The sequence below is a fragment of the Streptomyces sp. Je 1-79 genome (genome assembly GCF_025195125.1).
GTDB lineage: Bacteria > Actinomycetota > Actinomycetes > Streptomycetales > Streptomycetaceae > Streptomyces.
Window position 1 is genome coordinate 420,060 of sequence record NZ_JAMGSL010000003.1, and the last position, 23,581, is coordinate 443,640.

Here is a 23,581-nt window from a genome sequence, read left to right on the forward strand (position 1 = left end):
GCCGTGGGCGAAGCAGGCGCCGGGCGTCGAAGACTCAGCCGCGCTGGATGCCGGTGGTGTCCTGGAGGACACCGCGGCGGCCGTCCTGGGTCTGGGCGATCAGGCCCTGGCCGCGCTGCTCGACCGCCAGGTACCAGGTACCGGGGGCCAGTTCGGCGATCGGGGTCGGCGAGCCGTCCTCGCCGTACAGCGGGCGCGCGACCGGGACCGCGAACCAGAACGGCGCGAAGTCGGAGGCCGGCTGGCCCTGACCCTGCGCGGGGGCCGGCTGGGCCGGGGACGGAGCGGCGGCCTGGGCCTGCTGGTCGGGCTGCGGCTGGCCCGGGTACGGCTGCGGCTGGGCGCCGTAGGGCGACTGCTGGGCGCCCGGGTAGCCGTAGCCACCGGGAACGCCCGGCTGGCCGGGCTGGCCCGGCTGCATGCCGTACGGCTGCGGGGCCTGCGGCTTCGGCGCGCTCAGCAGGGGGCCCTTGAGGGCGGGGACCAGCGGGGCGGCGACGGCGGCCGCGGCCAGGATCAGGGAGGCGATCAGGCCGAGGATGAGGCCGGCGCCGGCGTTGTCCGACTCGAACATCCACATCAGCACGTTCCAGGCCGCGGCCACGGTGAACGCGACACCGATCTGACCCAGGTCCAGGCCCGCGACCTTGCGGGGCTGGGGCAGCGCGCGGTTGAGGACGACCAGGGCGGCACCCGCGATGCCGAGGAGGAACGCTCCCCAGCCGAGGGGCGAGATCTCCCAGGAGTTCGGCGTTTCGATCGAGTCGCAGATGGCTGCGCTGGCCTCGCAGCTGCTGATGCCGAGGAATGAGGCGATGAACAGCACCACCGCTGCACCGATCAGAACGCCATCGCCTCGAGTGAGGGAGCGGATATTCACGTAAGAGTCCTTCGTCGGGTCGTCTCGTCGGGGTGGCGCGAAAGCACGGGGGCGGCCCCATCGTACGGAGGGAATCTATCGCCCGTCGGCACTACCCCTTGAGGTAGGTCCCGATGCCGTCCGCGATTCCCTGCGCCGCTTTCTGACGCCATGCCGCGTTCGCGAGGAGTGCGGCATCCTTCGGATCACGCATATTGCCGCATTCGACGAAGACCTTGGGCACGGTCGAGAGATTGAGTCCGCCGAGATCGTCGCGGACGTCCAACCCCGTCCCGGAGCCGATGTAGTTGGACGGCGCGGTGCCGGTCGCGCGGGCGAAGTGCCGGACGACGGCCTCGCCCAGGTCACGGGAGGGGCCGACGATCCTCGTGGTGTCGGCGGCGCCGGAGCTGACCCGGGCGGGCACGATCACATGGAACCCGCGGTTGCCGGTGGCGGATCCGTCGGCGTGGACGGAGACGACGGCGTCGGCGCGCGCGGTGTTGCCCGTCCGGGCGCGCTCGTCGATGCAGGGGCCGAAGGGGCGGTCGGCGTCGTGGGTGAGGACGACCTTCGCTCCCAGGGACGTGAGGAGATCTCGCAGGCGGTGTGAAACATCGAGGGTGAATGCGGCTTCGGTGTAGCCGGTGTTCGTGGAGGTGCCCGTGGCGTCGCATTCCTTCCTCGTTGTGCCGATATCGACCTTTTGATTGATTTCCCGGGAATGCTGGAAATTGCCGGGATTGTGGCCGGGGTCGACGACGACGGTGCGCCCGGTGAGCGGGAGGGTCCCGGCGGAGGTCGGAGTGGCCGTGGGCGAGTGGGTCGCCTTCGCGTCGGGGCTCTTGGTGTCGGGGCTCTTCGGGGCGGCGGCCGGGGAACCGCCGCCGCAGCCGGCGAGGGCGGTGCAGGCGGCGAGGGCTCCGGCGACCGCACCGGCGCGGGCGAGGGCTCCGGTGCGGGTTCCGCGGGCTCGCTGGGTTCCGCTGGATCCGAGGGCTCGGCGGGCTCCGCGGGCTTCGCGGTCTTCGCGGGCGGGGGGCGTCCGGTGGTCGTTCCGGTGGTCGTACGGCACCTTGCGACTCTAGTCGGAGGTTTCGGCGGGTGGTCCGTCGCCGCGGGGGGACTGTGAAGGGGCTGTGATGGGTAGGGAGAGAGCACGCACGGACCATGGGGGGAACTGTGGCGGGGGAAGAGCCGAACGACGCACGTCCGACGGGTGAGCCGGGGGATCCGAGAGTCTCCGAGACGCCCTGGGCCTACGGGGCGCAGGGTGGGTCCGGGACACCGGGCGGGCCTGGGGTGCCGGGACTGTCCGGGGCGCCCGGAGGGGCTTTTGGGCCGGGGATCCCGCCGCCGCCCGCAGGGCCGCCCGGGATGCCGATTCCGCCGCCGCCCGCGCCGCTGGAATCGAACCCCGCGCAAGCCGTCCTCGTCGGGTTGCTGAACCTCTCCTGCTTAGGGCTCGGCTACGCCCTGCTCAAGCAGTGGATCCCGGCGGCCGTCTGCTGGGTGGCGACAGTGGTCCTGCTGCTCGTCGCGCTCCCCGCCGACGTGGACGGGATCCCCACCGGGGTCCTCGTCGGCTACGGCGTCTTCCTGCTGGCCGCGGCCGCCGACGGGGCCCGGCGCGGGCTGCGCGCCCCGCTCGCGCTCGGTGGCACCTCCGGCGCCGGGGCATCGGGGCCGGGTTCGAGGGCGGGTGCCGCGTACCGGCGCCTCGCGCTCCCGCTGGCCCTCGGGCTCGTCCTCCTCGCGGTGCCGGTCGGCGGCTCGGTCGCCTACGGTGCGGCGCGGGACGAGGCCGTCGAGCAGTCCCTCCTGGCCCGCCTGGCAGAGGCGGACAAGCAGGTGAAGTCGGTGGAGGGGCAGAGCTTCGGCGGGGCCGAGCACACGTACCGCAAGGCGCTCGCCGTCTACCAGGAGCTCGGCACGAAGCACGCCGGTTCGCGGGCGGGCCGGCTCGTCCCCGACCGGCTCACGGAGTACTACGCGTCCGTCTCCGCCCCGTACGGGCAGAAGAAGTACTGCGAGGCCGTCCCCGGGCTCCAGCATCTGCGCGCCCTGCCGGAGAGGGTGGACCGCTCGCTGCTCGACGGGCTGACGGGGAAGGCCGACGACCCGCTGGCCCACTCCTGGTACGAGTGCGGAGTCGCCGGACTGGGCGGCGCGGGTACCGAGGCGACGGCCGGGGAGCACCTGAACGCGCTCCAGTCGACGTTCCCCCAGTCGCCGTACGCGGGGAAGGTCGAGCCCGCGGTCCGCGAGGCCCTCACGACCCGGGCCACCGCGATATCCGCCGGTGACGCCTGCGCCGGCGTCGTCGCGCTGCGGCGCTTCGACACCAGCGTCGACCTTCTGCAACCGAAGGCCACCTTCGCCTCCGTCGCGCGCGACACGGACAAGGAGATACAGAAGGGCGACTTTTCCTGCGGGGTCGAGCAGTTCGAGGACAAGGAGTACACCGAGGCCGTCCAGACGATGACGGAGTACGCCGAGCAGTATCCGGACAGCCCGCAGACCGCCCACGCCAAGTCCATCGCGATCGCCGCCGAGATAGCCGACGAGACGCCGGCCGCGGGCAAGCGGCTGCCCTCCGCCACGGCGCCCGGCGGCTCCCGGATGGTGATGGTCGTGTCGAACGACGGCCCGGGTGAGGTCGAGCTGCTCTACACCGGGCCGGTGACCGGCCGGGTCACGCTGAAGGCGTGCGGGAGCTGCACGGCGTACGCGGGCAGCCTGCGGCTCGGCGCGGCGAAGCCCAAGGTGTGCACCGGACCGTCCTCGAAGTACCCGAAGGCGACGCTGACGCTTCCCGCGGGCGACTACCACTTCCTGCAGAAGCGGTCGGGCTCGGCGGGTTCCCTGTCGGCGGCGGACAAGTCGAGCACGGCGAAGATCGAGCCGGGCTACTCGTACACGAACTGTCTCTACGTGACGTCGGGCTTCGGCTTCTAGCGGCGGCGCAGGACGCGGAGGGAGTCCGTCACGGAGACCTCCTCGAAGTCGCCGGACTCCAGGGCCCGGAGGTAGATGCGGTACGGAGCCTGGCCGCCGTCCGCCGGGTCCGGGAAGACGTCGTGGATGACGAGGAGGCCGCCGACGGCGACCTTGGGCGCCCAGCCCTCGTAGTCGTTCGTGGCGTGCTCGTCGGTGTGCCCGCCGTCGACGAAGACGAGGGCGAGTTCGCCCGCCCAGACCTTCGCGATCTGCGGCGAGCGGCCGACGACCGCGATCACGTGCTCCTCCAGGCCCGCCTTGCGCAGCGTCCGGCGGAAGGTGGGCAGGGTGTCCATCAGGCCGAGTTCGGGGTCCACGACCGTCGGGTCGTGGTACTCCCACCCGGGCTGCTGCTCCTCGCTGCCCCGGTGGTGGTCGACGGTCACCGCGACGGTCCCGGCCTCCCGGGCCACGTCGGCGAGGAGGATCGTGGAGCGCCCGCAGTACGTGCCGACCTCGAGCAGCGGCAGCCCGAGCTTGGCGGCCTCCGTGGCGGCGGCATGCAGCGCGAGCCCCTCGTCGAGGGGCATGAAGCCCTTGGCTGCCTCGAAGGCGGCGAGGATCTCGGGCGCGGGCATGGGTCCTCCTACTGGCGGGTACGCAGGTGCGAGCGCCCATCGTGCCCTACGCGCCGCACACGGACCACACCCTCCCCGCCTGTGACAGCCGCCGGGCAAGCGCTGTCAGCCCGCCTCCTGGCGCCGCACCATCTCGGCGATCCAGGCGGGTGCGAACGGCGACGTGCAGTTCGGGGGAGTCGGGTAGTCCTTGAGCACCTCCAGGCGCTCGCCGATGGCGACCGCGCGGGCGCGGTACTCGGCGTGCTGGATCCCGATCTGCGCCAGGCAGTGGTTCATCGCCCACTGCAGACGGTCGGGGGCGTCCTTCATCTCCGCCTCGACGACGTCGAGAAGGCCGGGGAGATCGAGGCCCTCGGGTTTCTTCGCCACGCGCTCGGTGGTGAGAGCCCAACCGGCGCTCGCGACCACGGGATCCGGGTCCTCGAACCAGGCGAGGCGCAGCTCCTCGGCGTACGGGCTCTTCTTCACCACGTAGTTCACGAGCCAGTCGTGCACTTTGGGAGCGCGCGCCTCGCGGAGCATGGTGTCCAGCTCGTCGCGCTCGAAGGCCTTGGGGCGGCAGATCAGGAGCGCAAGGAGCCTCGCGGCGGTGTCACCCGTCGCCCAGAGCTCGCGCGAGAGGTCCTGCTGCGTCTTGAGCTGCTTCGCGAGCGCGCGCAGCTTGCCGAGGTTCACACCGTGATCGTCACCGTGCCTCTCGTTCACCTTGCGCATCTTGGGGTCTTCGAGCACGGCCAGATCGGCCATGACCTCCGTCACCGTCGTCCCGGTCACTCGGCCTCCTCTCCGTCGGGGGTGGGATCCAGGGTACGGGCGGCGGCCGGGATCCCAGGGCGGCGCCGCCGTTGCGCGACATGACATTCACGTCCACTCCATTGCAACACTCCCTCGCTGGGTGTTGCGTTAGCTGCGAAACCGTTGCAACGATTTATCGGCTGCTACCTGCGTTAATGCGATTCAGACGCAATGACAATGTTGCCCAAGTCATGAATGCAACGTAGCTTTTCCTTCATCGGAAACAGCGAGCGCACAGAGCGCCCGCTCCAGATGAAGGAGAGTCACCATGCAGAAGTTCGACACCCTCGCCCCGATCGCCGCCGTCCTGGACATCCCCGCCGGGCGCATCCGCTTCATCGCCGCCGACCGTGCCGACACCACCGTCGAGGTCCTGCCCGCGGACGCCTCGAACAGCCGCGACGTGAAGGCCGCGGAGCAGACCCGTGTGGCGTACGGCGACGGTGTCCTGCGGATCGAGGGCGCGCCGGCGACGAACCAGATCCTCGGCGGCTCCGGTTCCGTCGAGGTGACCGTCCAGCTGCCCGCCGGCTCCCGCGTCGAGGCCAAGGCTGCCGCCGGCGACGTCCGGGGCGTCGGACGGCTCGGCGACGTCACCGTCGAGGTCGCGCAGGGCCCGGTCAAGCTCGACGAGGCCGCGGGCGTCCGCCTCTCCCTCCTCGCCGGTGACGTCTCCGTCGGCCGCCTGGGCGGCCCCGCCGAGATCAGCACCAAGAAGGGCGACATCCGGATCGCCGAGGCCGTGAGCGGCGAGGTCGTCCTGCGCACCGACGCCGGTGAGATCTCGGTCGACGCCGCCCGCGGGGTCTCCGCCTCCCTGGACGCCGGCACCTCCTACGGCCGGATCCGCAACGCGCTCCAGAACGCCGACGGGGCGGCCGCCGCCCTGAAGATCCAGGCGACCACCGCGTACGGCGACATCACCGCCCGCAGCCTCTGAGGCGACACCCGAACGCATGGTCAAGGAGCCCACCCACGGCGGACGGTGCCCCACCGTCCGCCGCCCGACCTGACCTCACCCGGTACCGCACCGCACCGCACCGCACGACGAGGAAGGACGAAGAACAATGAGCACCACTGAGGACTACCAGGCCGCGGAGCGCCTCCTCCGCCGTCCCGCCCGCCCCGGCGAGCTCGTCGTCGGCGACAAGGTCAGGCCGCAGTGGATCGACGGGGGAGCCCGCTTCTGGTACGAGGTGAGCACGGGCGCCGGCAGGCGGTTCGTCCTGGTGGACCCGGCGGCGGGTACCCGCGAGCCGGCCTTCGACCACGCCCTGCTCGCGACCGCGCTGGCCGCCGCCTCCGGGCAGCGGGTCGACCCCGAGGCCCTGCCGTTCACGGCGATCGAACTGGCCGGGAGCGCCGTGGAGTTCGCCGCGTTCGGCGCGTACTGGCGCTGCCACCTGAACGACTACGCCTGCGAGCGCGCCGAGTTCACGCCGCCGGGCAACCCCCTCGACGTACCGTCCCCCGACAAGAAGCTCGCGGTGTCCCGGCGGGGGCACGACCTGTGGGCCCGCTCGCTGTCCGACGGCCGTGAGTGGGCACTGACCACCGACGGCGAGCCCGCCCACCAGTACGGCACCGGCCCCGAATCCACGGGGAACGGGACCCTGCTGCGCAAGATCGGCCTGCCGTACCTGCCGCCCGCGGTGGCCTGGTCGCCCGACTCGACGAAGGTCCTCGCCCACCGGACCGACGAGCGCGGCGTCCGGCAGACCCACCTGGTGGAGGCGCGGCCCGCCGACGGCGCGGAGCCCCGCCTGCACACCCAGCGGTACGCCTACGCCGGGGACGAGAACATGCCGCAGGCCGAGCTGGTCGTGCTGGACGTCGCCACGGGCGCGGTGGTCCGCGCGCAGGCCGAGCCGCTGCTCATGCCGGTGATGTCGCCGATCACGGCCAAGTGGGCGTGGTGGGCCCCGGACAGCTCGGCGGTCTACTACCTCGGCCGGCCGCGTGACCTGCGTACGCTCACCCTGTACCGCCTCGACCCGGCCACCGGCGAGGTCGCCGCAGTGCTCGGCGAGACCGGGGAGACCCGGGTGGAGCCCAACCAGTGGATGCTCGAACCGCCGCTTGTGCGGGTCCTCGCCGACGAGGTGCTCTGGTACTCGCAGCGGGACGGCCGGGGCCACCTGTACCGGTACGACCTGCGCACGGGAGCCCTGCTCGGGCAGGTCACGTCCGGGCCGTGGGGGGTACGGCAGATCCTGCGCGTCGACGAGGCCGAGCGGGTGGTGTACTTCACCGCCTCGGGGCTGGTCGACGAGGACCCGTACCGGCGCACGGTGTGCCGGGTCGGGCTGGACGGCTCCGGCTTCGCCGAGGTCACGGACGACGAGCTGGACCACGTCGTCTCCCTGGGGGACGGCCAGGAGTACTTCGTCGACTCCGCGTCCACCGTCGACACCGCGCCGGTGACGACGGTGCGCGACTGGGCCGGGCGGGTGCTGGTCGAGCTGGAGCGCGCCGACATCGGCGGGCTCACCGCCACCGGCTGGACGCCGCCGGAACGGTTCCGCGTCAAGGCGGCCGACGGGGTGACGGACCTCTACGGGGTGCTGTACCGGCCGCGGGGCTTCGACCCCGCCCGGCGCTATCCGGTGGTGGACAACGTCTACCCCGGCCCGCAGGTCGAACGGGTCGCCCCGTGCTTCGACCCCGGCGGGATGGGCCTCGACGCGGAACCCCTCGCGGCGCTGGGCTTCGTGGTGGTGGCGCTGGACGGGCGGGGCACCCCCGGGCGCAGCAAGTCCTTCCACGACGCCTCGTACGGCCGCCTGGCCGACGCGGGCTGTCTGGCCGACCATGTCGCGGCGCTCCGTCAGCTGGCCGTCACCCGGCCGTGGATGGACCTGGACCGGGTGGGCGTGTTCGGCCACTCGGGAGGCGGGTTCGCCGCGGCGCGGGCGATGCTGGACTTCCCCGAGGTGTACAGGGCCGGGGTCGCCCTCTCCGGCTCGCACGAGGCCCGCTGCTTCAACCCGGGTTTCGTGGAGACCTACGACGGTGCGGACAACCCCGAGGCCTGGGCCCGCGCCTCCAACGTGGACCTCGCGGACCGGCTGGCGGGCAGGCTGCTGCTCGTCCACGGCGAGATGGACGACCAGGTCCACCCGCACCACACGCTGAGACTGGCCGACCGGCTCGTCGCCGCGGGCAAGGACTTCGAGCTGCTGATCGTGCCCGGGGCCGAGCACACGTTCATCGACTGCCTGGCCTACGTCCGCACGCGCTGCTGGGACTTCATGGTCCGCGAACTGATGGGCGCCCGGCCCCCCGCGTACCGCCCGGCCCCCATCACCGTCGGCCCGGAGCTGCTGGCCGAGATGTTCGCCTGAGGGCCGCGCCGCCCCCGGCCGAACCGGCTCGGGGGAGGCGCGCGGTACAGCCGGGTCAGTAGCGGTGACCGGGCCAGTGCGGGTCTTCCCAGCGAGCGGGGCCGGTCAGTCCGACGAGCCGTATCCGGTGCACCAGTTCCTCGTGGACGTGCTGGGCCTGAAGTCGTGCAGGGACGCACCGGACCAGCCAGGCGGCGAGTTCGGTGCGCAGGGCTTCCCCGTCCTCCCACGCGTCCCAGGGGAGTTCGTCACCCAGCAGGTCGTACTCCCAGTGGGCGGCGGCCTCGGCCAGGTGCCGGTCGGCGACGCTGCCGTCGCGCCCCTCCCAGACCGTGAGCCACGGGCTCAGCGCGCCGGAGGCTTCGGTGCACAGGGCCAGGAGCTCATGGACAGGGACGGGGGAGCCGGATCGGCGAGGCCGTGAGCCCACCAGGCCTCCAGGAACTCCCACACCGCCGCGGCCCGGTGCGCGGGCCACTGCCGCCAGTCACCACGAGCGAACGAGCGTCCCACCTCGCCTATGCGGAAGGGCTCCACGAGGCCGTTGACCAGCGCTCTGGCGAACTGAGGCAGGATGCGGCGCAGCACCGAGCCGTGGTCGCGCCAGTCGGGGGTTCGGCTCCCCGGACCGGGGGCCGGCTCCCCGGACCGGCGTTCGGCTCCCCGGCGCGCAGAGCGGGCGCGCCTCCGCGGACCTGAGCGAAGTCCCCCTGTATCTGACCTTCCGTCAGATTGGAACGTGTTCTAGTCTGCGCCCCATGGGCATCGGAATCACGCAGGAACAGCGGGAGTTGGCCCGGTCCGTGCGCGGATGGTTCGCCCGGGCCGTGCCGTCCGAGGACGTGCGGAAGCTGCTCGACGCGCCCGCCGAGAGCGCCGTCGGACGGCCCGCCCACTGGGACGCGCTCGCCGGCCAGGGGCTCCTCGGGATCCATCTGGGCGAGGAGTACGGGGGCGGGGGCGGTGAGCTCGTCGACCTGGCCGTCGTGCTGGAGGAGGCCGCGCGGGCGCTGCTCCCGGGGCCGTACCTTCCCTCCGTGCTCGCCGGTGAGATCCTGCGCCGCGCCGGCGCCGCCGGCCTCGTCACGGAGCTCGCGAGCGGGGCCCGGACCGGGGCCGTCGCCCTCGGGGCCGGCGGGCTGACCGCCGTCGAGACCGAGGGCGGGCTGCGGCTCGACGGGAGCGCCCCGCCCGTCCTCGGCGGCGCCCAGGCCGATCTGCTGATCCTGGCCGCCACCACCGCGCGGGGCGTCGTCTGGACCGCCGTCGACGCCGAGACCCTCGCCGTCCGCCCGCACGAGAGCGCCGACCCCACCCGGCCGACCGCCCAGGTCACCGCTGACGGGGTGCACGTCCCCGCCCACCGGGTCCTGGACATCGACCCCGCCCTCGTACCGGAGCTCGCCGCCGTGCTGTTCGCCGCCGACGCCTGCGGAAACGCCGCCCGGGCGCTGGAGACGGCCGCCGCGTACGCCAGGACGCGCGAGCAGTTCGGGCGGCCCATCGGCCAGTTCCAGGGGGTCAAGCACCTCTGCGCCGACATGCTCGTACGACTCGAACAGGCCCGCGCCCTCACCTGGGACGCGGCCCGGTCCACCGAGGACGACGCGCGCCCCCTGACCGCCGCCCTCGCCGCCTCCACCGCCCTCGACGCCGCCTACAGCTGCGCCAAGGACTGCGTCCAGATCCTCGGCGGCATCGGCTTCACCTGGGAACACGACGCCCACCTCACCCTCCGCCGGGCCCTCGTCGCCCGCCAGCTCCTCGGCCCGGGCGACACGCACCGGGCACAGGCCGTCCGGCTCGCCGCGGAAGGCACGCGGCGCCAGCTGCGGCTCGAACTGCCGCCCGAGGCCGACGCGTTCCGCGCCGCGGCCCGCGAGGCGATCGCACCCGCCGCCGGGCTCGGCCCCCAGGACGCCCGCCGCGCCCTCGCCGCCACCGGCTACGCGGCCCCGCACCTGCCCCCGCCCTACGGCCTCGGCGCCGGACCCCTCCAGCAGATCGCCGTCCAGAGGGAGCTGGACGCGGCCGGCATCGTGGTCGGCGGCCTCGGGATCGCCACCTGGGTCGTGCCCTCCCTCCTCGCGTACGGAACGTCCGAGCAGCAGGAGACCCACCTCGCCGCCACCCTCCGCGGTGACCTGCTCTGGTGCCAGCTCTTCTCCGAGCCCGGCGCCGGATCCGACCTCGCCTCCCTTCGCACCAGGGCGGAACGCACCGAGGACGGCCGCTGGCGGATCAACGGACAGAAGGTGTGGACGAGCGCGGCCCAGTGGGCCGACCACGGCATCCTGCTCGCCCGCACCGACCCGGACGCGCCCAAGCACCGGGGACTCACGTACTTCCTCGTCGACATGAAGAACACCCCCGGCATCGACATCCGGCCGCTCAAGGAGATCACCGGCGACTCGCTCTTCAACGAGGTGTTCTTCGACGACGCGCTGCTGCCCGCCGACGCCGTCGTCGGCGAGGTGAACGACGGCTGGCGCGTCGCCCGCAACACCCTCGGCAACGAACGCGTCCACATGGCCGACCAGGTCGCCTTCGACTCCGGCCTCGAAGCGCTGATCGAGCGCGCGGCCGACGCCGACAGCTCCGTACGCGTACGGATCGGGGCCCTGGCGGCCGAGGCCCACGCGCTCGCCTGCATCGGGCTGCGTACCACGATGCTCCAGGTGTCGGGCCTCGAACCGGGGGCCGGGGCCAGCGTCCGCAAGCTCGTCCAGACCGTCCACCAGCAGAAGCTCGCCGAGCTCACGCTCGAACTGCTCGGCCCCGACGGCGCGGTTCGGGAGGGGGCGGGGGAGCGGGCGGTGCACGGGCTGCTGATGTCCCGCTGCCTCACCATCGCGGGCGGCACCACACAGGTCCAGCTCAATGTCGTCGCCGAGCGGCTGCTCGGCCTGCCCAGAGACTGAGGGGAACCGAAGATGGGGAAGGCGTACATCGTCGGCGTCGGGATGACGAAGTTTGAGAAGCCCGAGACGCGCGACTGGCAGTACTGGGACATGGCGCGCGAGGCCGGGACGGCGGCGCTCGCCGACGCCGGGGTCGCGTACGACGAGATCGAGCAGGTCCCCGTCGGCTACTGCTTCCAGGCCTCGACGGCCGGGCAGCGCGCCGCGTACGAGCTCGGCCTGACCGGCGTGCCCGTCTACAACGTCAACAACAACTGCGCGACCGCCTCGACGGCCCTGATGATGGCCCGGCAGTTCGTGGAGGGCGGGGCCGGCGACTGTGTCCTCGCGCTCGGCTTCGAGAAGATGGCGCGCGGGGCGCTGGGCGGGGGATCGGACGGGGGCGACTTCGCGACGTCGCCGGTCGCCCGGCACTACGGGATCATGGCCGCCGGTCACGGCTTCGAGATGTCCCCGCCGACCGCGCAGATCTTCGGCAACGCGGCCCGCGAGCACATGGAGCGGTACGGGACGACGGAGGCACAGCTCGCGGCCGTCGGCGCCAAGAACCACCGGCACTCGGCGAACAACCCCAACGCCCAGTTCCAGGACGTCTACTCGGTCGAGGAGATCCTCGCCGCCAAGACCATCCACCGCCCGCTGACGAAGTTGCAGTGCTCGCCCACCTCCGACGGATCGGCGGCGGCCGTCGTGGTGTCGGAGCGGTTCGTGGTCGAGCACGGGCTGCACGACAAGGCCGTCGAGATCGTCGCGCAGGCGATGACCACGGACACGGAGGACTCCTTCGCCTCCGGATCGTGCATCGACGCCGTCGGCCGGCCGATGTCGCGCGCCGCGGCCCGGCAGGTCTACGAGCGGTCCGGACTCGGCATCGAGGACGTCGACGTGGTGGAGCTGCACGACTGCTTCTCCGTCAACGAGCTGCTGACCTACGAGGCGCTCGGCATGTGCGAGGACGGGGCCTCGGGGAAGCTCGTCGAGTCGGGTGCGACGACGTACGGCGGGCGGTGGGTCGTGAACCCGTCCGGCGGGCTGATCTCCAAGGGCCACCCGCTGGGCGCCACCGGTCTCGCCCAGGCCGCCGAGCTGGTCTGGCAGCTCCGCGGCGAAGCGGGCCCGCGCCAGGTCGAGGGGGCCCGCGTCGGCCTCGCGCACAACATCGGCCTCGGCGGGGCGGCGGTCGTCACGATGCTCCGGAGGGCGTAGGCCTCCAGCGGCGGCCTTCACGTGCTCCGGAGGTCGTAGGACCTCCGGCCCGGGGTGTAGGACCGAATCCCCATGTACGGGGCACGGGCCTTCTGCGACCATCACATGCATGACCCACACCGAGTCACGCGAGTCGGCCCCCGCGCACTCCGCGTCCGTACGCCCCGGCCCGCGCACCTGGCTTGTCGTCCTCGCCGCGTGCGCGGGCCAGTTCCTGGTCGTCCTCGACGTGTCGGTGGTGAACGTCGCCCTGCCGTCGATGCGGACCGACCTCGGTCTCTCGGCGACCGGACTGCAGTGGGTCCTGAACGCGTACTCCATCGCGTTCGCCGGGTTCATGCTGCTCGGCGGGCGAGCGGCCGACCTCTTCGGCCGCAAGCGGATGTTCCTGCTCGGGCTCGGCCTGTTCACCGCGGCCTCCGTCGCGGGCGGGCTGGCGCAGGAGGGCTGGCAGCTGGTCGCCGCCCGGGCCGTGCAGGGTCTCGGGGCCGCGGTGCTCGCGCCCGCGACGCTCACCATCGTGACCGCCGCCGTCCCCGCCGGCCCCGCGCGCACCCGGGCCATCGGCACCTGGACGGCCGTCGGTGCGGCCGGAGGCGCGGCGGGCGGCTTCGTCGGCGGTGTGCTCGTGGACCTCCTCTCCTGGCGCTGGGTGCTCCTGATCAACGTCCCCGTCGGCGTCCTCGTCCTGGTCGGCGCGGCACTGTGGCTGACCGAGAGCCGCACCGGCGCCGGCCGACGGCTCGACCTGCCGGGCGCCGTCCTCGTCACGGGCGGCCTCGCCGCCGTCGCGTACGGCATCGTGCAGACGGAGGAGGTGGGCTGGGGCGACCCGGCCACCCTGGTCCCGCTCCTCGGCGGCCTGGCGCTCCTCGCGGTCTTCGTCGCCGTCGAGGCACGGACCGCGGCCCCGCTGATGCCGCTGAAGCTGTTCCGCTCACGGGCGGTCACGGCCGCCAACGTGTCGATCCTGCTCGCCGGTTCGACCTCGTTCGGCATGTGGTTCTTCATGACCGTGTACGCCCAGAACGTCCTCGGCTACACCCCGCTCCAGGCGGGCCTCGCCCTGGTCCCCAGCTCCGTCAGCGTCATCGTGGGCTCCAAGCTGGCCCCCCGCCTGATGCCGACGGTCGGCGCCCGGAACCTCGCGGTCATCGGCGCCCTCGTCGCCGCGGCCGGCTTCGGCTGGCAGTCGACGATGACCGCCGACGGCACCTTCCTGACCATCATCCTGGGCCCCGGCATCCTGATGATGGCCGGCATCGGCCTGCTCACCACCCCGCTGGCCACCCTCGCCACCTCCAGCGCGGCGCCCGGCGACGCCGGCCTGGTCTCGGGCCTGGTCAACACCTCCCGCACGATGGGCGGCGCGCTCGGCCTGGCCGTCCTCTCCACCGTGGCCGCCGCCCGCACCTCCGGCGCCACCAGCCCCGCCGCCCTGACGGAGGGCTACGCCCTGGCCTTCCGCACGGCGACGGGTGTCCTGCTCGCGGCGGCGGTCCTCATGCTGGTCTGGCTGCCGCGGCCCGAGCGCCAGGACTGACCCCGTCAGAGCCCCCTGCTGCCGCGCCGCCAGGACTGACCCCCCGTCAGAGCCACCCCTGCTGCCGCGCCGCCCGGACCGCTTCCCCGCGGTCGCGGGTGCCCGTCTTGCCGATGGCCGAGGAGAGGTCGTCGCGGACGGCCGACTCCGGGAGGCGGAGGGCGGCCGCGATGTCCGCGATCGTCGCGCCGTCCACCGAGGCCGCCAGGGCGTCCCGTTCGCGGGCCGTCAGCGGGTTCGGGCCCGCGCCGAGGGCGGCCGCCGCGAGCGCCGGGTCGATGACCGTTTCGCCGCGCAGGACCTGGCGGACGGCGTTCGCGAGCTCCTCCACGGGCCCGTCCTTCACCAGGAAGCCCGCCGCGCCCGCCTCCGTCGCGCGGCGCAGGTGGCCGGGCCGGCCGGAGGTCGTGAGGATCAGGACCCGGCAGTCGGGAACCTCGTCGCGGAGGTCCGCGGCGACGTCGAGGCCGGAGCGGCCGGGGAGCTCGATGTCCAGGAGCGCCACCTCCGGCCGGCTGTTCAGCGCCGCGTCCACGACCTCGTCGCCCCGGCCCACCTGGGCGACGACCTCGATGTCGGGCTCCATGCCGAGCAGCAGCGCGAGCGCGCCCCGCATCGTGCCCCGGTCCTCGGCGAGGAGAACTCTGATCATCCGTGGGCTCCCACTCGTGCGACCCCTGGACCTCCACGGCGAGTTCCGCGGTGACCCGGAACCCTCCGCGTGGCGGGGGCCCCGAGTCCAGGGTGCCGCCCACGGTCGCGCGCCGCGCGCTCAAGCCCTTCAGGCCGCTGCCCGCGGCGGCGGATCCGCCGCCGCCGCCGTCCGTCACGGTCGGGCGGACCCGGTCCTTCGAAGCGACGGATCGGCCCGCTTCACGGCAGGAGTGAAGGTACGGACCCGACCGGAACGGGTGTCCGGCCCTCCCGCGCGCCCCACAGAACTGACGTACCGTCAGAGAGCTCGCCGAAAGGGTTCTCAACTCATCCCCGCTCGGCTATACATGAGAATCACCGACCTAGAACGCGTTCTAGAACGGGCGCGTACGGGACGGTCCCGCACGGCCTCGGTGCGGCCGACGGTGCGGACGGCCGCACCGAGGTCCTCCACTCGTCGAGGATCCTCACGGATCTCCAAGGAGCAGCATCCCCATGCCCATTGATGCCGCCAAGGCCGTCGCCGCCGAGCCCCGCAGTGCCGAGATCTCCTGGGGCCACAAGGACGTCCAGCTCTACCACCTGGGACTGGGCGCCGGCATCCCGGCGACCGACCCCGACGAGCTCCGCTACACCCTCGAATCCAGGCTCCACGTCCTGCCCAGCTTCGCCACCGTCGCCGGCGCCGGCATGGGGGTCGTCGGCGGCCTCTCCGCCCCCGGCATCGACGTGAACCTCGCCGCCGTCCTGCACGGCGGACAGTCGATCACCCTCCACCGGCCGCTCCCCGCCCAGGGCAGGGCCGTCACCACCTCCCGCGTCGCCGCCGTCCACGACAAGGGCAAGGCGGCCGTCCTCGTGCTGCGCTCCGAGGTCGCCGACGACGACGGCCCGCTGTGGACCAGCGACGCGCAGATCTTCGTCCGGGGGGAGGGCGGCTGGGGCGGCGACCGCGGACCCTCCGACCGCCTCGCACTCCCGGACCGCGAGCCCGACAGGACCGTCGAGCGGCCCGTACGCGAGGAGCAGGCGCTGCTCTACCGGCTCTCCGGCGACTGGAACCCCCTTCACGCCGACCCCGAGTTCGCCAAGCTCGCCGGCTTCGACCGGCCGATCCTGCACGGGCTCTGCACGTACGGCATGACCCTCAAGGCGGTGGTGGACACGGTGCTCGGCGGAGACGTCGCCCGCGTCCGCTCGTACCGCACCCGATTCGCCGGGATCGTCTTCCCCGGCGAGACCCTGCGTATCCGGATGTGGCAGGACTCTCCCGAGCCCGGCCGCGTCCAGGTGTCGGTGACGGCCGTGGAGCGCGCGGACGCGCCCGTGCTCGCCGACACCCTCGTCGAGTGTTCGTGACCCCTGACCTCCCGGAGGGAGCCGCACCATGCGCGCAGCCGTACTGCACGAGATCGGCCAGGAGAAACTGGAGGTCCTCGACGACGTCGAGGCGGTGGGATTCGGTCCCGGCAAGGTGAGGATCCGGGTCAGGGCGACCGGACTGTGCCACTCCGACGTCTCCGCCATGAACGGCGTGCTCCCGCAGCCCGCCCCGTTCATCCCCGGCCACGAGGGTGCCGGCGAGATCGTCGACATCGGCGACGGGGTCAGCGGGCTGAACGAGGGCCAGCGGGTGCTGCTGTGCTGGCTGCCCGCCTGCGGGGTCTGTCCCGCCTGCAAGCGCGGCCAGACCCAGCTCTGCCTGGCCGGCTTCATGAACGCCGGCACCCCCAACTTCAAGCGCCCCGGCGGTGACGTCTTCGGCTTCGCCGGTACCGGCACGTTCACCGAGGAGGTCGTCGTCGACGCGGGCTGCGCCGTGCCCATCCCCGACGACGTGCCCTTCGACATCGCTGCCCTCATCGGCTGCGGCGTCACCACCGGGCTCGGCGCGGCCATCAACACGGCGAAGGTGGAGGCCGGTTCCTCGGTCGCCGTCATCGGCTGCGGCGGCGTCGGCATCTCCGCGATCCAGGGCGCCAGGCTCCAGGGCGCCGCCCAGATCGTCGCCGTCGACCCGGTCGAGTCCCGGCGCGAGGCGGCCCTGCGCTTCGGCGCGACGGAGGCCGTCGCCCCCGACGCCCTCGCCGACGCCAAGCAGCGCGTCACCGCGGGCGAGGGCTTCGACTACGTCTTCGAGGTCGTCGGCAAGTCCGCCACCGCCCGGACCGCGTACGAGACGACCCGGCGCGGCGGCACGCTCTGCGTCGTCGGCGCGGGCGCGCTCGACGACTTCCTGCAGCTCAACATGTTCGAGCTGTTCTTCGACGAGAAGCGGATCCTGCCGTCCATGTACGGGGGCGGTGACGTGCTGCGTTCGTACGAGCGGGCCATCGCGCTCTGGCGGGCCGGCCGGATCGACCTGGAGTCGCTGATCACCCACCGGGTGCCGCTCTCCGGGATCAACGAGGCGCTGGAGCAGATGCGTACGGGTGTCGCCCTGCGCACCTGCATCGGGATCTGAGAGGACCGCGACAGATGTCACTCCCTCTAGAGGGGCTGAGCGCGATCGTCACCGGCGCGGGCCGGGGCCTGGGCCGCGCCGAGGCGCTGGAGCTGGCCCGCCTCGGCGCGGCCGTCGTCGTCAACGACTACGGGCAGCCGGGGCGCGACGGCTCGGGCGAGGCGTCGGCGGCTCCCGCCGAGGAGGTCGCGGCGGAGATCCGCGCGGCGGGCGGCCGGGCCGTCGCGCACCTGGGCGACGTCGCCGACTTCGAGACGGCACGGGGTCTGGTGGACCTGGCGGTGGGCGAGTTCGGGAAGCTGGACATCCTGGTCAACAACGCGGGGATCCTGCGGGACCGGATGGTCTTCTCGATGAGCGAGGACGAGTGGGACTCGGTGATCCGGGTCCATCTGAAGGGGCACTTCAACACCACGCACTTCGCCGCGGTGCACTGGCGCGGGCGGGCGAAGTCGGGGGAGTCCGGTGTGTACGGCCGGATCGTCAACACCTCGTCGGAGGCGTTCCTGGCCGGTTCGGCGGGCCAGCCCAACTACGCCGCCGCCAAGGGCGGGATCGTGGGGCTGACGACGTCGACGGCGCTGGCGCTGGCGAAGTACGGCGTGACGGCGAACGCGATCTGCCCGCGCGCGCGGACCCGGATGACGGAGGACGTCTTCGCGGGCTTCGGAGAGCCGGCGGAGGGCGAGCCGGACGCGCTGGCTCCGGAGCACGTCTCGCCGCTGGTGGGCTATCTGGCGTCGCCCGCGGCGGCGGCCGTCAACGGCCAGCTGCTCGTCGTGCACGGCGGGATGGTCGCGATCGTGGACCGGCCCAAGGTCGCGGCGAAGTTCGACACGGCGAAGGACGCCTTCACGTACGAGGAGCTGGACGGGCTGCTGTCCCCGCACTACGCGGCGCGGCCGGCGGGGGAGACGTTCGCGGCGGCGGAGGTCCTCGGACTGAAGCGGGGGTGAGGAGCGGGGGATCCCGGCCCGGATCCCGCACGTCACCAGGTGAAGAACGCCGGACAGCCCCGGGATTCCTCCCGGGGCTGTCCGACGTGGTCGCGACTAGTGGTCCGCGTCGCGGCGGTGGCGGCCGTGGGGGGAGGACGAGGAGTCCTCCGACGGCGCCGCCTCGCCGCGATGCTTTCCGGAGCCCTGCGACTCCGTCCCGTCCGTACGCGCTTCCGACATGGTGGAACTCACCCCGTAATGATCGCTGTTGTCGTGCGGCCGTGAGTCTAACCAGCGGCTTTACGGTCGGCGAGGGGTGCCTGCTGAAGAGGGACGGGGCGGCAGACGCGCGGCTCCACCGTGACCGTGACCAAGGCCGGTTCGGGCTCCGGCGGGACCTCCAGGCCGAGGAGCCCGCAGGTCGTCTCCTCGGTCGCGTACGGGAGCCTCAGCACGCCCTCCTGCGTCCAGACGCCCGACCCGGCCAGCCACCCGGCGGGGGCGGCCAGTTGGTGCATCCGCCGCTCCGCGGGGCGCCACATCCCGACCCAGCTCCCGGCCGCCGCGTCGATCCGCAGCGCGACCGAGCAGCTCTCGGGCAGCAGCACCTGCCCCGGCTGGACGGCGAAGGGGGTCACCGCGGCGTCGTCGAGCCGCAGGCACTCGGGGAAGCGGACCGGCAGCAGACTGCCGAGCACACCCCAGCCGAGCCGGTCGTGGCCGGGTGAAGGGGCGTCGGAGCGGATCAGCAGCAGCCCGCTGTCCGGGTCGGCCGTCAGCAGTCGGTCGTTGCTCTCCTCGGTGATCTGGAGCAGCGGCGTCACCTCGCCGCCGCGCTCCAGGTCGACCGCCACCGCCTTCACCGGGCCGTCGTCGAGGGACCGGTCGAGGGCGAGCATCCGCCCCGTACGGTCCAGCCAGACGCCGCCCGTGCAGCGGCCCCTGACCTCGGCGACCTGCTCGGGGCCGAACGCCCCGCCCGCCACCAGCCAGATCGTGGTGGTGTCGGCGCCGACGCACATCGCGTAGCCGCAGATGCCGTCCGGGGAGGGTGGCAGGAGCACGAGCTCGTCGGCCTCGACGGCTCCCAGGAGCAGTTGGCCCGTCCCCGGGCCCGTCGGGTAGAGCAGGGAGAACGTGTGGCGGCGGCCGTCCACGCGGCGGCCGATCAGCACCCGCCCGTCCGCCAGCGGAAGCAGCTGGGTGTGGGGTTCCTCGGGCTGGTCGAGCGGCAGCGGTACGGCGTACGGCTCCGGCCCGTCCAGCGTCCACCGTTCCGCGTACAGGGCGTCCCCCGTGCCGGCGAGCCGCGCCGCGTACGCCCCGTTCGCCGTGATCGTGAATCGCGCCGGCCGCACCGCGCCGCCGTCATCCGTCGTTGTCTCGATGGCACAGGCTGTCATCGACTCGTCACCTCCGGCCACCGAAGCTAGTTTTCGCACTTCCTGCCGAACAACACGAGCCGGGTCACTTCACACATAAGGGTGGCCGTGAATCGATTCTGCTGAGGACAGGGGGCCTGCTGTGCTGGAGAGGTGCGTGGTGCGCCAGGCAAGGCGACCCTCAGTGGAGCCTGTGCCTCCGGTCGCGGAGCCGGGGCAGACCGGCGTGCGCACGGGTGAACCGGGGCCGCACCGACGCACGCAACGCTGTCCGCCGCGGGCCCGGGCCGCGTGTCCCCGCGCCTGTACGGGAGGGCCCCAGGGCCCTCCTTCGCCCCCGTGGCTCCCGTCCTCTCCCACCGGCCGCCACCTCGGGAAAGACAAGGAGGGCGCCGCGACGGAGGGGCGTCGCCACGGGCGGCACGGACTTCGGCGGCGCGGCCGCCGGGACGGCGGCCAGGGGGCGGACGCGACGCCCGGGGGGGTTCCCGCGCACCCTCACCCACGCGCGCGGTACGACGGAGATCACCTCCGCCTCGGACGCGGGTCGTCGTCCTCGCCGTCGGCGAGGACGATGAGCGTCGTCCCGCTCGGGACCGAGCCCCTCGGTGAGGCTCTCTCCCCGGGAGACGGTGGCATGCCCACGTATTCAGGGAGGACGCGGCGCCCCGCCCTCGACGGTCGTCGCACCAGCCTCGTCGAGGAACAGCGCGGCGGCCTCGTCGACAGAGCGCCGACAGAGAGCCGACAGAGAGAGGGGACGGCGATTCCGATGGTTGTCCACAGGCAGGACGGCGGGGCACGGAGGCCAGGTAGCCTTTCCTCCGTGCCCCGTCTGTCTGAAGTCATCGCCGCGCTCGACGCTCTCTGGCCACCCGACCGGGCCGAGCAGTGGGACGCCGTCGGCACGGTCTGCGGCGACCCCGACGCCGAGGTCACCCGTGTCCTCTTCGCGGTCGACCCCGTCCAGGAGATCGCCGACGAGGCGATCGCGCTGGGCGCCGACCTGATCGTCACCCACCACCCGCTCTATCTGCGCGGGACGACGACGGTCGCGGCCTCCCACTTCAAGGGCCGCGTCGTGCACACGCTGATCAAGCACGACATCGCCCTGCACGTGGCGCACACCAACGCCGACACCGCCGATCCCGGAGTCTCCGACGCCCTCGCCGGCGCCCTCGGCCTGCGGATCACCGGCCCCCTGGTCCCCGAGAACAACCTCGGCCGGGTCTGCGAGCTGGACCACCCCGAGACGCTCGCCGAGTTCGCGGCCCGCGCCGCGAAGCGGCTGCCCGCCACCGCCCAGGGGATCCGGGTCGCCGGCGACCCCGGGATGACCGTCCGCCGGGTCGCGGTCAGCGGCGGCTCGGGCGACAGCCTCTTCGACGCCGTACGGGCCGCGGGCGTGGATGCCTTCCTCACCGCCGACCTGCGCCACCACCCGGTGTCCGAGGCCACCCAGGCCGCGCTCACCTCCTCAGGGCCGATCGGCCTGGTGGACGCCGCCCACTGGGCCACCGAATGGCCCTGGTGCGAGCAGGCCGCCGCCCAGCTCGACGAGATTTCCGACCGCCACGGCTGGGACCTGCGTGTCCACGTCTCGAAGACGGTCACCGACCCCTGGTCCTCCCATCACACCTCCCCTGGAGCCCCCAACTGAACGCCGCGCCCGCCGACCAGATCCGACTCCTCGACGTCCAGGCCCTGGACGTCCGTCTCCAGCAGCTCGCCCACAAGCGCAAGTCCCTGCCCGAGCACGCCGAGATCGAGTCGCTGAACAAGGACCTCACGCAGCTGCGCGACCTGCTCGTCGCCGCGCAGACCGAGGAGAGCGACTGCGCCCGCGAGCAGACCAAGGCGGAGCAGGACGTCGACCAGGTGCGCCAGCGTGCCGTCCGGGACCAGCAGCGTCTCGACTCCGGCGCCGTCTCCTCCCCGAAGGACCTGGAGAGCCTCCAGCGCGAGATCACCTCGCTCGCCAAGCGCCAGGGCGACCTGGAGGACATCGTCCTCGAGGTCATGGAGCGCCGTGAGTCCGCGGCCGAGCGGGTCGCCGAGCTGACCGAGCGTGCCTCCGCCGTCCAGGCCAAGTCCGACGACGCGACCGCCCGCCGCGACACGGCGCAGGCCGAGCTGGACGGCGAGGCGGCGTCGGTGGGCAAGGAGCGCGAGCTGGTGGCCGGCTCCGTCCCGGCCGACCTGCTGAAGCTCTACGAGAAGCTGCGCGAGCAGCAGGGCGGTGTCGGCGCGGCGCGGCTGTACCAGCGCAAGTGCGAGGGCTGCCACATCGAGCTGAACATCACCGAGCTGAACGATGTCCGGGCGGCCGCCGCGGACACCGTGGTCCGGTGCGAGAACTGCCGCCGGATCCTGGTCCGTACGTCGGAGTCCGGCCTGTAATGACGGCCGTCAGGGAAGTCGTCGTCGAAGCCGACGGGGGCTCCCGGGGGAACCCGGGGCCCGCCGGATACGGCGCGGTCGTCCTGGACCCGGTGACCGGCGAGACGCTCGCGGAGCGCGCCGAGTACATCGGCGTGGCCACGAACAACGTCGCCGAGTACAAGGGCCTGGTGGCCGGGCTGAAGGCGGCGCGTGAGCTGTTCCCCGACGCGACGGTGCATGTCCGGATGGACTCCAAGCTGGTCGTCGAGCAGATGTCCGGCCGCTGGAAGATCAAGCACCCGGACATGAAGCCGCTCGCGGCGGAGGCGGCCCGGATCTTCCCCGCGCGCCAGGTCCGCTACGAGTGGATCCCGCGCGAGAAGAACAAGCACGCGGACCGTCTGGCGAACGAGGCGATGGACGCGGGCAAGCGGGGCAGGCAGTGGGAGCCTTCGGCGTCCACTGCCGCCCTGGACGCCTCGGCGGCGCGCAGCGCGTCGTCGCCGCCCTCGGGTCCCCAGCCTGCGGAGTGGGACGGACCCCCGGGCGACGCGACGGCGGGCGCGGCCCGCGCACGTGCGGCGCTCGCCGGTACGGGAACGGGTACGCGTCCCGCTACGGCCACGGGCGCCGGGGGTGCCGGCCCCGACGACGGGCTCTTCCCCGCCGACGGGACGATCGCCGCCCAGGCCCGCGCCTCCCTGGCGGCCGCCGCCACGGCCGAGCGCGAGTCCGCGGCGAGCGGTGACTTCGAGGCCGAGGCGGGCGTCCGCGGCCACGAGCCCGAGTCCGCCTCGTCCGCCTCGTCCGCCTCGGCCGTCGGCGCGCGCGGGTGGGGGGCGCCCGACATGGGGGCTCCCGCCACGTTCGTCCTGCTCCGGCACGGAGAGACCGCGCTCACGCCCGAGAAGCGGTTCTCCGGGAGCGGGGGCACCGACCCCGAGCTGTCCGCCGCCGGACTGCGCCAGGCCGACGCCGTCGCCGCCGCGCTCGCCGCGCGCGGGACGATCCAGGAGATCGTCAGCTCGCCGCTCAAGCGGTGCCGTCAGACCGCCGAGGCCGTCGCCGTCCGGCTCGGACTCGACGTACGGATCGAGGACGGGCTGCGCGAGACCGACTTCGGCGCCTGGGAGGGGCTGACCTTCGCCGAGGTACGGGAGCGGTACGCCGAGGATCTCGACGCCTGGCTCGCCTCGCCCAAGGCCGCCCCGACCGGCGGCGGTGAGAGCTTCGCGACCGTCGCGCGGCGCGTCTCGGCGACCCGTGACCGGCTGACCGCCGCGTACGCGGGCCGCACCGTCCTCCTCGTCACGCACGTCACACCCGTCAAGACCCTGGTGCGGCTGGCCCTCGGCGCACCGCCGGAGTCGCTGTTCCGGATGGAGCTCTCGGCCGCCTCGCTGTCGGCCGTGGCGTACTACGCGGACGGCAACGCCTCCGTACGACTCCTGAACGACACCTCGCACCTGAGGTGAGCCGACGGAACCCGAGCGGGGGCGGGGCCACGGAAAG

At 73.2% G+C, this 23,581-nt stretch carries 20 protein-coding genes; 12 read left to right on the plus strand and 8 right to left on the minus strand.

Annotated features, from left to right (window positions below; translation table 11 throughout):
- Positions 1-34 precede the first annotated feature (34 nt).
- Together M5362_RS07300 and M5362_RS07305 are read right to left on the minus strand one after the other, a co-directional pair.
- Positions 35-880: a DUF5336 domain-containing protein gene (locus M5362_RS07300; protein WP_260226509.1), complete on the minus strand. Its 846-nt coding sequence runs from the start codon at positions 878-880 to the stop codon at positions 35-37.
- Between the two features lie 91 nt (positions 881-971).
- The gene (locus M5362_RS07305; RefSeq protein ID WP_260226510.1) at positions 972-1,934 is read right to left on the minus strand and encodes an N-acetylmuramoyl-L-alanine amidase; all 963 of its coding nucleotides are present in this window, start codon (positions 1,932-1,934) and stop codon (positions 972-974) included.
- A gap of 302 nt (positions 1,935-2,236) precedes the next feature.
- Between M5362_RS07305 and M5362_RS07310 the strand changes: the two genes are divergently transcribed.
- Positions 2,237-3,817: a hypothetical protein gene (locus M5362_RS07310; protein WP_260226511.1), complete on the plus strand. Its 1,581-nt coding sequence runs from the start codon at positions 2,237-2,239 to the stop codon at positions 3,815-3,817.
- Here M5362_RS07310 and M5362_RS07315 read toward each other — a convergent pair.
- Together M5362_RS07315 and M5362_RS07320 are read right to left on the minus strand one after the other, a co-directional pair.
- Complete coding sequence (locus M5362_RS07315) at positions 3,814-4,437, minus strand: class I SAM-dependent methyltransferase (protein ID WP_260226512.1); 624 nt, start codon at positions 4,435-4,437, stop codon at positions 3,814-3,816. The genes M5362_RS07310 and M5362_RS07315 overlap by 4 nt on opposite strands.
- Before the next feature lie 105 nt (positions 4,438-4,542).
- Entirely contained in the window at positions 4,543-5,187 is a 645-nt protein-coding gene (locus tag M5362_RS07320) for a DNA alkylation repair protein (RefSeq protein ID WP_260226649.1), read from the minus strand.
- Positions 5,188-5,503: 316 nt separating this feature from the next.
- Here M5362_RS07320 and M5362_RS07325 point away from each other — a divergent pair, with 316 nt between their 5' ends.
- Together M5362_RS07325 and M5362_RS07330 are read left to right on the plus strand one after the other, a co-directional pair.
- Entirely contained in the window at positions 5,504-6,175 is a 672-nt protein-coding gene (locus M5362_RS07325; protein ID WP_260226513.1) for a DUF4097 domain-containing protein, read from the plus strand.
- A 127-nt stretch (positions 6,176-6,302) separates the two neighbouring features.
- Positions 6,303-8,579: a S9 family peptidase gene (locus tag M5362_RS07330; protein WP_260226514.1), complete on the plus strand. Its 2,277-nt coding sequence runs from the start codon at positions 6,303-6,305 to the stop codon at positions 8,577-8,579.
- A gap of 55 nt (positions 8,580-8,634) precedes the next feature.
- On the opposite strand, the gene M5362_RS07335 is transcribed toward M5362_RS07330, so the two are convergent.
- Positions 8,635-9,009 carry a hypothetical protein gene (locus M5362_RS07335; protein WP_308354859.1) on the minus strand — a complete coding sequence of 125 codons (375 nt, stop codon included), beginning with the start codon at positions 9,007-9,009 and terminating at the stop codon, positions 8,635-8,637.
- A gap of 328 nt (positions 9,010-9,337) precedes the next feature.
- Between M5362_RS07335 and M5362_RS07340 the strand changes: the two genes are divergently transcribed.
- The 3 genes from M5362_RS07340 to M5362_RS07350 all read left to right on the plus strand — a co-directional run bounded on the left by M5362_RS07340 (position 9,338) and on the right by M5362_RS07350 (position 14,249).
- A complete protein-coding gene (locus M5362_RS07340; RefSeq protein ID WP_260226515.1) occupies positions 9,338-11,500 on the plus strand; it encodes an acyl-CoA dehydrogenase in 2,163 nt (720 codons plus the stop codon).
- Between the two features lie 12 nt (positions 11,501-11,512).
- On the plus strand, positions 11,513-12,706 hold the full coding sequence (locus M5362_RS07345; protein WP_260226516.1) for a lipid-transfer protein: 1,194 nt from the start codon (positions 11,513-11,515) through the stop codon (positions 12,704-12,706).
- A 109-nt stretch (positions 12,707-12,815) separates the two neighbouring features.
- Positions 12,816-14,249: an MFS transporter gene (locus M5362_RS07350; RefSeq protein ID WP_260226518.1), complete on the plus strand. Its 1,434-nt coding sequence runs from the start codon at positions 12,816-12,818 to the stop codon at positions 14,247-14,249.
- Between the two features lie 46 nt (positions 14,250-14,295).
- Here M5362_RS07350 and M5362_RS07355 read toward each other — a convergent pair whose 3' ends face one another.
- Positions 14,296-14,901 carry a response regulator transcription factor gene (locus M5362_RS07355; protein ID WP_260226519.1) on the minus strand — a complete coding sequence of 202 codons (606 nt, stop codon included), beginning with the start codon at positions 14,899-14,901 and terminating at the stop codon, positions 14,296-14,298.
- Between the two features lie 497 nt (positions 14,902-15,398).
- Between M5362_RS07355 and M5362_RS07360 the strand changes: the two genes are divergently transcribed.
- Genes M5362_RS07360 through M5362_RS07370 form a run of 3 tightly spaced genes read left to right on the plus strand, consistent with a single transcriptional unit; the run spans position 15,399 to position 18,323 of the window.
- On the plus strand, positions 15,399-16,262 hold the full coding sequence (locus tag M5362_RS07360; RefSeq protein ID WP_260226520.1) for a MaoC/PaaZ C-terminal domain-containing protein: 864 nt from the start codon (positions 15,399-15,401) through the stop codon (positions 16,260-16,262).
- 28 nt (positions 16,263-16,290) lie between these two features.
- Positions 16,291-17,367 carry a Zn-dependent alcohol dehydrogenase gene (locus M5362_RS07365; protein ID WP_260226521.1) on the plus strand — a complete coding sequence of 359 codons (1,077 nt, stop codon included), beginning with the start codon at positions 16,291-16,293 and terminating at the stop codon, positions 17,365-17,367.
- Positions 17,368-17,381: 14 nt separating this feature from the next.
- Complete coding sequence (locus tag M5362_RS07370; RefSeq protein WP_260226522.1) at positions 17,382-18,323, plus strand: 3-oxoacyl-ACP reductase; 942 nt, start codon at positions 17,382-17,384, stop codon at positions 18,321-18,323.
- A gap of 96 nt (positions 18,324-18,419) precedes the next feature.
- Here M5362_RS07370 and M5362_RS07375 read toward each other — a convergent pair whose 3' ends face one another.
- A complete protein-coding gene (locus tag M5362_RS07375) occupies positions 18,420-18,557 on the minus strand; it encodes a hypothetical protein (protein WP_260226660.1) in 138 nt (45 codons plus the stop codon).
- A gap of 35 nt (positions 18,558-18,592) precedes the next feature.
- Entirely contained in the window at positions 18,593-19,708 is a 1,116-nt protein-coding gene (locus tag M5362_RS07380) for a hypothetical protein (RefSeq protein WP_260226523.1), read from the minus strand.
- Positions 19,709-20,513: 805 nt separating this feature from the next.
- Here M5362_RS07380 and M5362_RS07385 point away from each other — a divergent pair.
- From M5362_RS07385 to M5362_RS07395, 3 genes are read left to right on the plus strand one after another with little or no spacing between them, the layout of a single operon-like run.
- Positions 20,514-21,347, plus strand: coding sequence for a Nif3-like dinuclear metal center hexameric protein (locus M5362_RS07385; protein WP_260226524.1), 834 nt, complete (start codon positions 20,514-20,516; stop codon positions 21,345-21,347).
- Positions 21,344-22,087 (plus strand): zinc ribbon domain-containing protein, encoded by a 744-nt coding sequence (locus M5362_RS07390; RefSeq protein WP_260226650.1) that lies wholly within the window; start codon positions 21,344-21,346, stop codon positions 22,085-22,087. Before M5362_RS07385 ends, M5362_RS07390 begins: the two co-directional genes overlap by 4 nt.
- Complete coding sequence (locus tag M5362_RS07395; RefSeq protein ID WP_260226525.1) at positions 22,087-23,544, plus strand: bifunctional RNase H/acid phosphatase; 1,458 nt, start codon at positions 22,087-22,089, stop codon at positions 23,542-23,544. Before M5362_RS07390 ends, M5362_RS07395 begins: the two co-directional genes overlap by 1 nt.
- Positions 23,545-23,581: the final 37 nt, after the last annotated feature.

Excerpts from the sequence above, each read along its gene's own strand:
- M5362_RS07310 (WP_260226511.1), top strand. The coding sequence starts at position 2,237 with ATGCCGATTCCGCCGCCGCCCGCGCCGCTGGAATCGAACCCCGCGCAA.
- M5362_RS07315 (WP_260226512.1), bottom strand. The coding sequence starts at position 4,437 with ATGCCCGCGCCCGAGATCCTCGCCGCCTTCGAGGCAGCCAAGGGCTTC.
- M5362_RS07320 (WP_260226649.1), bottom strand. The coding sequence starts at position 5,187 with ATGGCCGATCTGGCCGTGCTCGAAGACCCCAAGATGCGCAAGGTGAAC.
- M5362_RS07325 (WP_260226513.1), top strand. The coding sequence starts at position 5,504 with ATGCAGAAGTTCGACACCCTCGCCCCGATCGCCGCCGTCCTGGACATC.
- M5362_RS07330 (WP_260226514.1), top strand. The coding sequence starts at position 6,303 with ATGAGCACCACTGAGGACTACCAGGCCGCGGAGCGCCTCCTCCGCCGT.
- M5362_RS07340 (WP_260226515.1), top strand. The coding sequence starts at position 9,338 with ATGGGCATCGGAATCACGCAGGAACAGCGGGAGTTGGCCCGGTCCGTG.
- M5362_RS07345 (WP_260226516.1), top strand. The coding sequence starts at position 11,513 with ATGGGGAAGGCGTACATCGTCGGCGTCGGGATGACGAAGTTTGAGAAG.
- M5362_RS07350 (WP_260226518.1), top strand. The coding sequence starts at position 12,816 with ATGACCCACACCGAGTCACGCGAGTCGGCCCCCGCGCACTCCGCGTCC.
- M5362_RS07355 (WP_260226519.1), bottom strand. The coding sequence starts at position 14,901 with ATGATCAGAGTTCTCCTCGCCGAGGACCGGGGCACGATGCGGGGCGCG.
- M5362_RS07360 (WP_260226520.1), top strand. The coding sequence starts at position 15,399 with ATGCCCATTGATGCCGCCAAGGCCGTCGCCGCCGAGCCCCGCAGTGCC.
- M5362_RS07365 (WP_260226521.1), top strand. The coding sequence starts at position 16,291 with ATGCGCGCAGCCGTACTGCACGAGATCGGCCAGGAGAAACTGGAGGTC.
- M5362_RS07370 (WP_260226522.1), top strand. The coding sequence starts at position 17,382 with ATGTCACTCCCTCTAGAGGGGCTGAGCGCGATCGTCACCGGCGCGGGC.
- M5362_RS07380 (WP_260226523.1), bottom strand. The coding sequence starts at position 19,708 with ATGACAGCCTGTGCCATCGAGACAACGACGGATGACGGCGGCGCGGTG.
- M5362_RS07395 (WP_260226525.1), top strand. The coding sequence starts at position 22,087 with ATGACGGCCGTCAGGGAAGTCGTCGTCGAAGCCGACGGGGGCTCCCGG.